13 protein-coding genes and 1 riboswitch are annotated in these 12905 nt (G+C 56.8%); all 13 genes read left to right on the plus strand.

Going from position 1 to position 12905, the window contains the following annotated elements; genetic code table 11:
* Window positions 1–14: 14 nt before the first annotated feature.
* The 13 genes from FGQ86_RS06000 to thiF all read left to right on the plus strand — a co-directional run bounded on the left by FGQ86_RS06000 (window position 15) and on the right by thiF (window position 12858).
* Window positions 15–1772, plus strand: a complete 1758-nt coding sequence (locus FGQ86_RS06000; protein WP_033124329.1) for an ABC transporter ATP-binding protein — start codon at window positions 15–17, stop codon at window positions 1770–1772.
* Window positions 1766–3481, plus strand: a complete 1716-nt coding sequence (locus FGQ86_RS06005) for an ABC transporter ATP-binding protein (protein ID WP_138303215.1) — start codon at window positions 1766–1768, stop codon at window positions 3479–3481. The genes FGQ86_RS06000 and FGQ86_RS06005 overlap by 7 nt, the downstream gene beginning before the upstream one ends.
* 44 nt (window positions 3482–3525) lie before the next feature.
* On the plus strand, window positions 3526–4443 hold the full coding sequence (locus FGQ86_RS06010; RefSeq protein ID WP_138303216.1) for a hypothetical protein: 918 nt from the start codon (window positions 3526–3528) through the stop codon (window positions 4441–4443).
* Window positions 4444–4447: 4 nt separating this feature from the next.
* Window positions 4448–4786: a thioredoxin domain-containing protein gene (locus FGQ86_RS06015; protein ID WP_052083739.1), complete on the plus strand. Its 339-nt coding sequence runs from the start codon at window positions 4448–4450 to the stop codon at window positions 4784–4786.
* Between the two features lie 62 nt (window positions 4787–4848).
* A complete protein-coding gene (locus tag FGQ86_RS06020; protein WP_138303217.1) occupies window positions 4849–6117 on the plus strand; it encodes a GHKL domain-containing protein in 1269 nt (422 codons plus the stop codon).
* Entirely contained in the window at window positions 6117–6905 is a 789-nt protein-coding gene (locus tag FGQ86_RS06025) for a LytTR family DNA-binding domain-containing protein (RefSeq protein WP_033124325.1), read from the plus strand. Before FGQ86_RS06020 ends, FGQ86_RS06025 begins: the two co-directional genes overlap by 1 nt.
* Window positions 6877–7554, plus strand: coding sequence for a response regulator transcription factor (locus FGQ86_RS06030; protein WP_138303218.1), 678 nt, complete (start codon window positions 6877–6879; stop codon window positions 7552–7554). The genes FGQ86_RS06025 and FGQ86_RS06030 overlap by 29 nt, the downstream gene beginning before the upstream one ends.
* Before the next feature lie 89 nt (window positions 7555–7643).
* Window positions 7644–8561 (plus strand): ABC transporter ATP-binding protein, encoded by a 918-nt coding sequence (locus FGQ86_RS06035; protein WP_138303219.1) that lies wholly within the window; start codon window positions 7644–7646, stop codon window positions 8559–8561.
* Window positions 8554–9423, plus strand: coding sequence for an ABC transporter permease (locus FGQ86_RS06040; RefSeq protein ID WP_033124322.1), 870 nt, complete (start codon window positions 8554–8556; stop codon window positions 9421–9423). Before FGQ86_RS06035 ends, FGQ86_RS06040 begins: the two co-directional genes overlap by 8 nt.
* Window positions 9424–9473: 50 nt before the next feature.
* Window positions 9474–10397, plus strand: a complete 924-nt coding sequence (locus FGQ86_RS06045) for a HAMP domain-containing sensor histidine kinase (RefSeq protein WP_052083737.1) — start codon at window positions 9474–9476, stop codon at window positions 10395–10397.
* Between the two features lie 118 nt (window positions 10398–10515).
* A complete protein-coding gene (locus FGQ86_RS06050; RefSeq protein WP_138303220.1) occupies window positions 10516–11520 on the plus strand; it encodes an ABC transporter substrate-binding protein in 1005 nt (334 codons plus the stop codon).
* Window positions 11521–11572: 52 nt separating this feature from the next.
* Window positions 11573–11679, plus strand: a riboswitch (TPP riboswitch).
* A gap of 331 nt (window positions 11680–12010) precedes the next feature.
* On the plus strand, window positions 12011–12214 hold the full coding sequence (gene thiS / locus FGQ86_RS06055; protein ID WP_033124320.1) for a sulfur carrier protein ThiS: 204 nt from the start codon (window positions 12011–12013) through the stop codon (window positions 12212–12214).
* A gap of 5 nt (window positions 12215–12219) precedes the next feature.
* Complete coding sequence (gene thiF / locus FGQ86_RS06060) at window positions 12220–12858, plus strand: sulfur carrier protein ThiS adenylyltransferase ThiF (protein ID WP_033124319.1); 639 nt, start codon at window positions 12220–12222, stop codon at window positions 12856–12858.
* Window positions 12859–12905 lie beyond the last annotated feature (47 nt).

The raw sequence follows: 12905 nt of genomic DNA on the forward strand, positions 1-12905 counted from the left end.
AAGGAGATACGACAGTGAGTAAAGTTAAAAAAGAGGGACACAAGGGCGGGGGAAACTGGAAGGATTTCTTCCATGTGATCCGGAAGATGCGCCTGCCGTGGCACTGGATCATCATTGCCTTCCTGTGCAATTTCCTGTACAACAGGGTCATGCTGGACCTTCCCACGGTGACAGCAGGCCTGATGAGCGGCAGCACGGACAGCCAGGCTCTGGTGGACGCGGTCTGGTTCTATGTGCTGTTCACCCTGGTGCTCTGCGGGGATGTGGCCCTGCGCTCGCCCGCCAGGCATGTGGCGGCCAGGAATATAAGGAGGGTGATTTGGAAGAAGATGCTCCGCATCCGCATGGATTACTATGACGGACACAATCCTTCGGATCTGATGAGCACTATGACAAACGACGCTACGACGGCGACAGAGTATCTGGTGGAGTTCCTGGTGGGCTTTCTCCCCACGATCTACTATGTGGCGGCAGCCCTGCAGACCATCTCCTCCTACAATGTGTGGCTGATGGTGTCGGTCTTTCTCCTCCTTCCTCTGAAGCTTATTTACGCAGTCTTTGTGGGAAGATGGCAGTACAGGACCCAGTTCGGCGTGTTTAAGGAGATCGGCAGCCTGACCGCGTACCTGGCGGAGAGGGTGCGCAACCTGATGCTCATCAAGACTTACACCAACGAAGAACGGGAGCTGAAAAACGGGGAGAAGACCTCTTACGGGCTTTTTGACGCCAACATGAAGGTCAATAAGCTGAACTGTGTGATCACAGCCCTCACCACCCTCCTTGGCATGGCCCAGGTGATGGTGGTCATGGTGTTCGGCGTAGTGCTCCTGAAAAGAGGGGACATTGACATCCAGCAGTGGGTGGCTTTCTATATGTTTTCCGGCACGCTCTCCACTTCCTTCAGCAATCTGATCGACTATTGGATGAAGCTTAAAAGCGTGCAGGGAGCCATGGCCCGCACGGCGGAGCTTTTGCGCGCCCCTGAGGAGGAAGAAAAAGAAGGGCAGGGGGAAGGAAAAAGCGCTGGCACCGAGGTGCGTTTTGACCATGTCTCCTTCTCCTACGGGGACAAGGAGGCCCTAAGGGACGTGTCCTTCACTATCCCGGAGGGCAGCTCCGCGGCAGTTATCGGCCTGTGCGGCAGCGGCAAGACCACCTCCCTGAGTCTGCTGGAGCACTTCTATGAGCCCCAGGAAGGGACCGTGTCCTTAGGCGGAGTGCCGGTGGCGGACATCCCGCTTCAGGCGCTGCGGGGGCGTATGGGCTATGTGCAGCAGGGGGCGGATGTCTTCAGCGGCACCGTGCGGGAGGCTCTCACCTACGGGCTCCACCGGGAGGTGCCGGATGAGGAGATCTGGGAGGCAGCCCGCAAGACGGGCTTTGCGGAAATCCTGGAGAAATGGGACGCAGGCCTTGACACGCCGGTGGCCCCAGGCGGCACTTCTATGTCCGGCGGACAGAGGCAAAAGCTGGTGCTCACCAGGGAGTTCATGCGGGGCGCAGACGTGCTCCTGTTTGATGAGCCCACCTCAGCTCTGGACGCTGCGGCGGCCAGGATGGTACAGGATACGATCTTTGATACATTTCCAGATCAGACGAAGATCATCGTCACTCACGACCTGTCTCTTATCAGGCGGGTGGACCAGATCATTGTCCTGGACAGAGGCGTACTGGCCGGGTGCGGGAGCTACAATGACCTGTATGGGAAGTGCGGGGCTTTCATGGAGCTGATCGCAGCCTGTCAGGCAGAGAAGGAGGCGGCGCAATGCTAAGACAGATCAAAGACTACACAAAGATATTTAAGGGCATCCGGCTGCCCTGGTTCCTCATCCTCCTGGTGCTTGTCATCTCCATGATCAAGTCCCATGTGAAGGTGGAGGCCATCACGATCACGGCCTCCATCATCGACGGGACCCAGAACTCCATCAAGACAGACGAGCTGATCCGCTATATCGAGTTCCAGCTCATTACAGGGGGCATCACCATCGCTTTTACCTACCTGACCGGACTGCTCCTGCAGAAGATCAACCTGGCGGTGAGGCTGCGGATGTGGAACAAGATGATGCGCCTGCCCACCAGCTATTATGACTCAGACAATGTGAACGAGCTGGTGACCCGTGTGACTACGGACGCGGAGAGTGCGGGAAACTATTTCCAGCTGCTGATCGACATTTTCACTGCTGTGTACGCAGGCATTGTGGCCTACCAGAAGCTGTTCAGTTTCCAGTTCCAGATGGCCCTTGCCAGTCTGCTGGTGATCCCGGTCATGGTGTTTATCACCTGGCTCTACGGAAGGCTGACCTACACGGCGGGAGCTGCCGCCAGGACAAGGCTGGCCTCTGTCATGGGGTACCTGGCAGAGCACGTGCGCAGCATCCGCCTTATGAAATCCTTCTGCACGGAGGGAGAGGAGCAGAAAAAGGCAAGGGGACTTTTTGGAAGACAGTGCAAGGCGGACATCCTCCTAAGCTACACATCCATGATCCAGCTTGCCGGCATGGAGGTCATGGGATGCCTCAACATCGTCATCTCCTTTGTGCTTGGAAGCCGCATGATCGCCTCCGGCGACCTGACCGTGGGCAAGCTGATCGGTTTCTACACCCTGTGCGGCCTGGCGGTGACCCGGCTTGCTACCTTGTGCACCAGCGTGGGGACTTTCTCCCAGAACGCGGGTATCATGAAGAAGATCGGGCAGGTCTTAGATGTGCCTGACGAGAAGGAGGAGGGCTGCGAGATGGACGTGGCGGACGAGGACATTGTCCTGGACCACGTGGACTTCTCCTACCAGAGCGCCAAAGTGCTGCGGGATCTAAGCTGCTCCATACCAAAGGGGAAGGTCACGGCCATCGTAGGGACCAACGGCGCCGGCAAGACGACCCTCTTTAAGCTGCTGGAGCGGATGTACGATCCCACAGAGGGGACTATCCTCTTTGGGGACCGGGATGTCAGGGACTTTAAGCTGTCCGCCTGGCGCAAGAGCTTTGCCATCGTGTCTCAGGATAAGCCTCTCCTATCTGGCACTGTGCGGGACAATATCCTCTACGGCGTGGAGCGGAAGGTGACGGAAGAAGAACTCATCCACGTGGCGAAGATGGCCAATGTCTATGACTTTGTCATGGACACGCCGGGACAGTTTGACGCCCAGGTGGGGCCGGGAGGCTCCAACTTCTCCGGCGGCCAGCAGCAGTGCATTGCCATCGCCAGGGCCATGATGCGCAACCCGGATTACCTGCTCCTTGACGAGGCTACCAGCAACCTGGATGTGAAGAGCGAAAAGACGGTGACAGAAGCCCTAAGCAACCTGATGAAGGGCCGCACCACCATCCTCATCGCCCACAACTATTCCGCCACTGTGTTCGCGGACCAGGTGATCGTCCTGTGCGACGGCCAGATTGAGGCCTGCGGCACGCCAGAGGAGCTGCTGCGGACAAACGACTACTACCGGACCTTTGCCCACCAGGCGGCAGAGGCGGGGAAATAATATAGACAGACGGAAGGCGAACAGCAGAAAGGAAAGGATACAAGATGAGATCAAAGTTGACACAGTGTTATGACTACCGGCAGCTTGCGGTGCCGGAGGAGTTAAAGAAATGGCGTTTCCCGGAGAGCCAGATCGACGAAGAGCTTGAGGCCCTGGCCAGGGACCACTCCAGCGAACAGCAGATGGAGGGGCCTGTGAAGGACGGGCACAGCGTGCAGTGCACCTGTCTGAAGGATGAAAAAGGAAACTGGGAGGGGCGCACGGTGCTCCTCTATCCAGGCCGCAGCCTGCCGGGGGCCCAGGAGGCAGAGCAGGCTGTGCTGGGCAAAAGACAAGGGGAGACCTTCTCCTGCCAGCTGAAAGCAAGGACCCTTGTGCTCAAGGTGGAAAAGGTAGTGGAGAAGCGCACCCTCACAGTGGGCGATACGCTGGTGGGCCTTTTGGGACTGCCAGGCGTGGAGACCGTGGAGGACTACCGGCGCTGGTACCACGAAAAGCACGACCAGGCGTACCGGGACAAGGCCAGCATCCGCATCTGCCAGTTCTGGCTGGAGGCGATCCTAAGGGAGAGCACCTTCGATGTGGACGAGGCAGAGAAGGCGGCCTGGTGCCATCACCAGGCCAAGACCCGCTACGACGCCCTGGAGGCGGCAGGTGTGGACCCGAAGAAACAGCCGGACGGCACATCCCTCACAGAGGAGGAGACTATGAAGGTCATGGAACAGGAGCAGGAGAAATACTACCTTCCCAATGTCATCTACTGCTATTTCTGTGAGAAGGATGGCTTTTCTGTCACAGAGGAGGACATGGAAGAGATGGTCCGGCAGATGGCGGCAGAGAGAAAGGAAGATGTGGAGGAGCTTAAGAAACAGGCGGATTTTGAGATATTTAAGAGTGTGAAGCTCCAGGAGCACACATTCCATATGCTGATGAGAGAGGCCAATACATATCTGGAGGTGTAAGAAGATGGCAGTGATAGAAGCGACAGAGGAAAATTTTGACCAGCTGGTACAAGGCGCAGAGTACGTGATGGTGGATTTCTACGGGGACAACTGCGGGGCCTGCGTCGGCACGGCTCCCTACTACCGGGAGGTGGCGGACGATATGGCGTTCATCCGCTTCATCCAGGTGAACACGTCTGTGTACCGGAAACTGGCCAGGAGATACAAGATCATGGGCATCCCGGCCTTCCGCTATTTCCACAACGGGCAGGTGGTCCACCAGTCCGTGGGGGGCATGGACACAGAGCGGATCCACAGGGAGTTGGCAGAGCTCCTCTACCACGATGAAAAGATTGAAAAGTAGCAGAGGGGATGCTATACTAAAACATATTTGAGGAAACGATCACAGAAGAAGGAGGAGGTACCATGCTGTTTGCCGATTACGCACTTCTTGGACTGGGCGGAGCCGTGTCATGCTTTGCGGCTCTGCGCTGGGAGAGGGAGAGAGTACGGCGCAGCCTGGTACTTTCTTTTATAGGCGGAGCTGTCTGCGGGCTGGCCTGGTGCCTGGACGCAGGGATCCGTCTGGGCAGCGGGGCCTGCCTTCTCTTTCTGGTCTCCTACATGGCGGTGCTGCTGCGCCATGGGGCGGAGCAGGAGAAATCCCTGGTCGATATCCTGGCAGCCGTGTCTCTCGCCTGCGGCTGCTTTGGCATGCTGCGGGTGGTGTCGGGAGCGCTCCTTGGGATTTCTTACCTCTCCCCTTTCTTCCGGACGATGCTGGCGCTGATGTCCGTCCTGGGTGTCTGCGCAGGCCTGGCTTATTTGTCCCGGGAGTTCCCGGAGGAGGGATGGCAGCAGTACTTCTGTAAGGAGGGGACGCAGGATGGGGACAGGCCGGGGAGGCGTGCGCTGCTCTTTGCAGCCTTTGGCCTGTGCCTATCGCTCCCCGTCCTGGGAAAATGCTCTCTGCCCACGGCAGCCCTCGCCCTTTTCGCCTTCTTCGGAGGCCTGCGGCTTTTCTGCCTGGTGGTGGCAGCCAGCAGGGAGAGGGAGTCCCTGCGCACGGAGAAACAGTACCGGGATGACATGCAGACCTACATGAGCGTGGTCCGCTCCCAGAGGCACGACTACAATTTCCATGTGCAGACTCTCCACGGCCTGCTCCTCAGGAAGGACTACGAGGCCTGCGAGAAGTATCTGGAGGAGCTTTTGCAGGATTCGGTGGCCATGAACCGGTTGCTGCCGCTAAAAGACGCCGCGGTCAGCGCCCTCATCCTCTCCTTCCAGAGCCGGGCCCAGCAGGAGGGCATCCGCCTGGAGATCACGGTGGAGAACGACCTGTCCCAGATCGCCACCAATGTCTATGAGACAAACAAGATCATCGGCAACCTTCTGCAGAATGCCCTGGACGAGACGGAGCGGCTGCCGGACCGATCCTTTGGCATCCATCTGACGATCCTAAAAAGGGGCGAGTTCTGCATCATCAATGTGGCCAACAAGACGCGGCAGGGGGACCCCATGGCATCCTACCAGGCAGGCGCCTCCTCCAAGAGCGGGCACGAGGGCATCGGCATCGCCTCCATCCAGGCCCTGGCGGCCAGGTACGGGGGCGTGGTGTACTCCCGCATGGAGGGCCAGGTCATCCATTTCGTGGCAAAGATCCCGCTTAGACTTGTGAAGGAGGCATCGTGATGTTTGAGGGAAAGATACTTCTGGTGGACGACCAGCCTGTGGCGGCGCAGGACTCCATCGCCGCCTTAGAGCATTTTGCAAAGCCGTCCCAGATCCTCTTTGCCGAGGACGCCAAGGCGGCCAGGCAGATTCTGGATACGGAGCCGGTCCGGCTGGCCTTTCTGGATATAGAAATGCCTGGCGGGGACGGCTTTTCCCTGGCGGCTTACATTGAAGATAGGCATCCGGGTCTGCCCTATGTATTCCTCACCGGGCACGCGGATTTTGCCTTGGAGAGCTACGAGTATGAGCCGGTGGATTTCCTCACTAAGCCAGTGGATATCCGGCGGATGGAGCGGACCTTTGAGAAGGTGCGGAAAAAGGCAGGTGTGCCGAGAAAAGAGAAGATTGCTGTCAGGAGCGGGGCAGACTATCTGTTCCTGGAGCCAGATCAGATCCTCTACATATGCAAAGAGAAACGGAAGGTGCAGATCCACAGGAAGGACGGAGGGACCTGGCAGACCTCCCACACGCTGGAGGAGCTGGAGCGGATCTTCCTAGACTACCATTTCTTTCGCTGCCATCAGTCCTTCCTGGTGCCCCTTGCCAATATACGGGCAGTAGGCGCCAGCCGTTTCGGTCAGACTTACGAGGCGAAGTTAGAGGGAGGGACATCCGTCCCGGTCAGCAGAAGCCGGTACGGAAAGCTTAGGGAGGAGATGGAAAAACTGGGTATCTCCTTCCTAAGAGGAACAGGAAGAAAAGGAGAGACAGGGCAAGGTGGACCACATACTGATCATAGACGATGACACAAATATCAACAATCTTTTAAGGGAGGCCCTGGAGAAGGGCAGTTACACCTGCAGCCAGGCCTACTCCGGCACTGAGGCGCTTTTGCGCCTGGACATGGAGCCCTTTGACCTGGTCCTCCTGGACCTGATGCTGCCGGGCATGTCCGGGGAGAGGGTGCTGGAGGAGATACGCAGAAAGAGGGATATCCCGGTCATTGTGCTGACTGCGAAGGACCGGCTGGACGACAAGGTGGACCTCTTAAAGAGCGGGGCGGACGACTATGTGACAAAGCCCTTTGAGATACGGGAGGTGCTGGCAAGGATCGAGGTGCAGCTGCGCAGGCGGGGGACAGCCGAGGCTGCCGGGGACACTCTGAGCCACAGGAAGATGACCCTGGACAAGGAGACCTTTAAGGTCTTTGTGAGGGGAAGAGAGCTGCCCCGGTTTACACGCCAGGAGTTTGCCATCCTGGAACTCCTCCTGTCCCACCCGGGGCGGGTCTACAGCAAGGAGGAGATCTTTGAGTACGCCTGGGAGGAGCCCTACATGGGGGAGACCAAGACGCTGGATGTGCACATCAGCAATATCCGCAGGAAGATAAAGAAGGAGACGCAGGAGGAGTACATTGAGACTATATGGGGTATCGGCTACCGTATGCCCCGGTAAGCTTTACCTTTTCTTTAGATTTTATTTGCGAAGGATTAAGGAAAGGTCCTTAGAATGTAAGACAGATCGAGAGAAAAGGAGTGAGACATATGAGTGAGCTGCTGCTGCAGACAAGAGCATTGACAAAACAGTACGGCAGGCACAGGGCAGTAGACCAGGTGAGCATGCATATAAAGAAGGGGGCGATATACGGTTTTATCGGCAGGAACGGAGCGGGCAAGACCACTACCCTGCAGATGATCAGCGGTCTGGCCTCCCCCACGGCGGGAGAGATCGAGCTGTTCGGGTGCAGGGGCCGCGAGCTGAGCCGGATACGCTCCAGGGTGGGCTGCCTTATCGAGGGGCCGGGCCTCTATGGAAGCATGTCTGCCAGAGACAACCTGAAAATGAAGAGCATGCTCCTTGGCGTGTACAAGAGGGGATACGAGGAGGAGCTTCTGGATATCGTGGGCCTTGGGGGCGTGGGCAAGAAGCCGGTGAAGAGGTACTCCCTGGGCATGAAGCAGAGGCTGGGCATCGCCCTGGCCCTGGTGGGAGAGCCGGACCTGCTGGTCCTCGACGAGCCCATCAACGGCCTGGACCCACAGGGGATCGCGGAGGTGCGGGATACGGTGCTGAAGCTGAACAGGGAAAGGAATATGACGATCCTCATTTCCAGCCATATCCTGGAGGAGCTCTCCAAGATAGCCACAGACTACGGGATCATCCACAACGGGACTCTTCTCCAGGAGTTGACGAACGAAGAGCTGATGGAAAAATGCAGCGAGAGGCTGGAGGTCACACTGGATGACCCGGAGCGGGCTGTTCCGGTGATGGACCGCCTGGGAATAAAACGATACCAGGTGGCAGACAGGGAGCACATCTATATTTTTGAGAGGCTGGAGGAGAGCGCGGCGCTCAACATGGCCTTCGCAAAGGCAGGAATCCCTGTGCGGGGCATCTCTGTCACAAACGAGGAGCTGGAGACCTATTTCTTAAAACTGACAGGAGGCGGGGCAAATGCTTAATATGATAAAAATGGAAACATACCGGATGCTCCACACAAGGAGCGCCTATGTGATCCTCATCGTGCTGACGGGGTGCGTGCTTTTTACTAATATCATGAGCCGGGATGAGTATCGGGCAGACACAAGGAAGGCGGCCGAGGCATCGGTGGATATGGTGCAGGTGAGTCCCTCCTCGCCGGATGAGAGCGGGGAGGAGACGCCCAATCTGGGTATGACTGTCACTCTCCCCACCACACCTGGAGAGCAGGTGACTGTGTTTGACCTGTTTGCGGCAAATATACAGGGGCGATTTATAGCTCTTTTTATTGCTATATTCACGATTTTGTTTTCCGGGGCGGACATGAGCAGCGGCTATGTGAAGAACACAGCGGGACAGGTGAGGAGCCGGGCGGCCCTTGTGGCGGCCAAGGCGGTGGCTGTGATGGTGTACACAGTGTTTACCATCCTCTTTTTCGTGGCCATTGAGGCGATTTCTGATGCCTTGCTTTTTGGAGCTTTGGCCTGGGGTGACCCGGGCGAGTTCCTCCCTTATCTGGGAGCGCAGACAGCGCTGCACTGTACCTTTATGGTGGTCCTGTGTGCCCTTACAGTGATCATACGGAGCAGCGTGCTGAGCATGGTGCTGGGGGTGCTGCTCTGCCAGAACCTGGCTATCATCCTGTACGGCGGGGCGGAGACACTGCTGCGCAGGATGGGGGCTGGAGATGTTGACATTATCTCCCACACCATCACGGGAAAGATTGCCATGCTCCCCCTGGCGCCCTCCGCGTCAGACGTGACAGGAGCGCTGCTGACAGCGGCCCTGTTCCTTGTCCTGTCGGCAGGCCTGGGGGCTCTTGTGTTCCAGAAGAGGGATGTGTAGGGGACAGGAGAAGTCAACAGGAGGAGCATTTACAGAAGGAGAGAGACAGGATGCTGACTATTATCCTTATAACAGGTATCGTGATCCTGGCGGCAGTGCTGTGGAAATACCAGCGGCAGATGAAAGACATCTGCCGCCAGATTGCGTTCCTGCGGGAGCACGACAGCAATATGCTCATCACGACCCAGATCCGGGCCGGCGGGGTGGGCGAGCTGGCAGAAGAGCTCAATGAACTATTGCTGGAGATGAAAAGTGAACATAGAGAGTACATGGAAAAGGAGGGAGAGATTGCCCGCATCTACACGGACCTGTCCCACGATATCCGCACGCCTCTCACCTCCCTGGACGGGTATTTTCAGCTCCTCCGGGAGACCAGAGACCCGGAGGAGCAGGAACGGTATATCCGCATCATCCAGGAGAGGATCGGCAGTCTGAAGGAGATGCTGGAGGAGCTGTTCACTTACACGAAACTCCAGGGCGGGCGCTATGAAATAGAGAGGACAGCCTGCCGGCTGAACCGGATCCTGAAGGAGACGCTGTTTTCCTACTACGAGGAATGGCTGGCGCTTGGGATCAGACCGGAGTTTTCCATTCCTGAGGAGGAAATCTGTGTGGAGGCAGACCCCCGTGCCCTCAGGCGGGTCATCCAGAATCTCATTAAGAACGGGATGGACCACGGCGAGAAGAAGATCCGCATTGCGCTCAAGAGGCAGGGGGACAGGGCTGTCATGACCTTTGCCAACCAGGTGTCCTGTCCGGACAAGATTGATACAGAGCATGTGTTTGACAGGTTCTACAAGGCAGATGAGGCAAGGAGCCGGACCTCCACGGGGCTGGGCCTCTCCATTGCCAGAGAGCTGGCCCGCAGGATGGAGGGAGATATCGCCGCCCGTATGGAGGAAGACTGGTTTGTGGCTGAGGTGCAGCTTGCGGCGCTGCCATGTGGAGCAAAGGGGTATACAGAGGACGTGTGAAAAGAAAATAAAAAAGGGCTTGACTTTTCTGCGTATCTCTGTATAATTTATTTCATAAATACTTTAGCACTATAAAGTGTAGAAGTTTTAAGCGATAAAGCGACAGGAGGAAAAGGACATGAAGTTAAAAAAGGTAACAGCGATCTTACTGACAGCAGTCATGACAGCCGCACTTGCAGCCTGCGGAAGCAGCTCAGGAGACAGCTCTGGAAGCAGCGGAGATGACGCAGGCGGAAGCGGTACATATACTATAGGAATCTGCCAGCAGATGGAGCATGCGGCTCTGGATGCGGCCACGGAAGGGTTTCAGGATGCCTGCCGGGAGCTGTTTGGCGAGGACAATGTAGAGTTTGACGTGCAGAACGCACAGGGAGAGCAGACTATGTGCTCCACCATCGTTAATAATTTTGTTTCTTCTGATGTAGATTTAATTCTTGCCAACGCTACCCTGCCTCTCCAGACAGCAGCCCAGGCGACGTCAGACATCCCGATCCTGGGAACTTCCGTTACTGATTACGGCAGTGCGCTGGGCATCGATGACTGGACAGGAGCCACGGGAGTGAATATTTCAGGAACCAGCGACCTGGCGCCTATCGAGGAGCAGGAGGACATGCTCCTGGAGCTTGTGCCGGAGGCGAAGACAGTGGGGATCCTTTACTGCTCCGCAGAGTCCAACTCCAAGTACCAGGCAGAGCTTTTTGAGGCAGAGCTGGAGGCGGACGGCATTTCCTACAAGGAGTACACAGCGGCAGACTCCAACGAGATTCAGTCTGTGACTCAAAATGCGGTGGAGGACTGTGATGCCATCTACATCCCCACGGACAACACTATGGCGTCCAATACCCAGATCATCAATAACATCTGTCTTCCTGCCAAGGTTCCGGTGATCGCGGGGGAGGAGGGCATCTGCAGCGGCTGCGGCGTGGCCACGCTCTCCATCAGCTACTACGACCTGGGATACCAGACGGGCGAGATGGCCTACAAGATCCTGGAGGAGGGCGCTGACGTCTCCACCATGGACGTAGAGACAGCAGCCCAGGTGACGAAAAAGTACAATCCCACGATCTGCGAGGAGCTGGGCATTACTATCCCTGAGGGCTACGAGGCCATAGAAGCCGAGTAGAGGAAGAAAGGCTATTGACTTTTCACGGGAAAATGAGTATATTGGAACATGTAAATTGCATATGGGGAGCTTGTAGACAGGCTGAGAGGAAGTTGTGAACTTCGACCCGGGAACCTGATTTGGATAATGCCAACGTAGGGAGAAAGATGAGAGACTGCGGGAAATGGCATGATGCCATTTCCCTTTTCTTATTCTATAGAGAAATCCTTTCGGCAAAAAGGGGCGGACCTGCCCCGCTTTGTCTGGCAGAAAGGTCAGGAGATTTACAGACAACAAAATACAGCAGGACTATGTGAGTGAACAGGAAATGGATTAAGACGGTTCACGAAGGGGTGCACCACCGCGGGTGTATTCTTTCGTGAACCTTTTTTCTTGGGAAATCTCGGGGAATATCCTGGAAATAGCCGGGAATAGCCCGGGGAATCTCGGAGCAATATCCCGCTTCGGTTCCGGCGCAGCGGCCTGCTTAGGGAGAAAGGAGGAGAGCTTTATGATCACAGCGCGCATAAACGGGCAGGAAGAGATATTTTCGTCTTCTCTTTCTGTCAGCGCATTTCTGGAAGAGAAGGGCTACCGGTCGGACCGGGTGGCCGTGGAAAAAAACGGAGCCATCGTACCAAAAAGAGAGCATGAGAGCTGTCTTATCGATGACGGAGATACACTGGAGGTCGTGAGCTTTGTGGGAGGAGGCTAGAGAAGATGAGGGACATCAGGATCACAGAGGAGGAGATCTCTCAGGCGCTCATTGACCGTCACACGGAGGAGGTTCAGGCCCGGATCCGCGCGGCCCGGGTGGCCGTGGCTGGACTTGGGGGTCTGGGATCCAACATAGCGGTCAGCCTGGCCAGAATCGGAGTGGGGCATCTCCATCTCATTGATTTTGACCGGGTGGATGTGACCAACCTGAACAGGCAGCAGTATTTTGCAGACCAGGTGGGCATGTACAAGACCGAGGCCCTCCGGGAAAATCTGCTGCGTATCAATCCGTGGCTTGAGCTGCGGACCGACTGCCTGCGTGTGACAGAGGAAAACGCGGCAGAGCTGCTGCGGGATGACGCCTATATCTGCGAGGCCTTTGATATTGCGGAGAATAAGGCCATGCTTGCGGGGGAGGTGCTGGAGCATTTCCCGGAGAAATATCTGGTGGCCGCCAGCGGTATGGCCGGATATGGGGACAGCAATGAGATTCGCACAAGACGGGTCACCTCCCATTTTTATCTGTGCGGGGATGAAAAGACCGAGGCGGAGGCAGGGCGGGGCCTTATGGCTCCCAGGGTGGCTCTCTGCGCGGCGCACCAGGCCAATATGGTGCTGCGGCTTATACTGGGAGAGAGGTAGATCACGCCCCTGGCAGACTATAGTAGGAGAAACAGAAGAAAAGAAGA

The sequence above is a fragment of the Clostridium sp. BSD2780061688st1 H5 genome, assembly GCF_005845155.1.
GTDB lineage: Bacteria > Bacillota > Clostridia > Lachnospirales > Lachnospiraceae > Claveliimonas > Claveliimonas intestinigallinarum.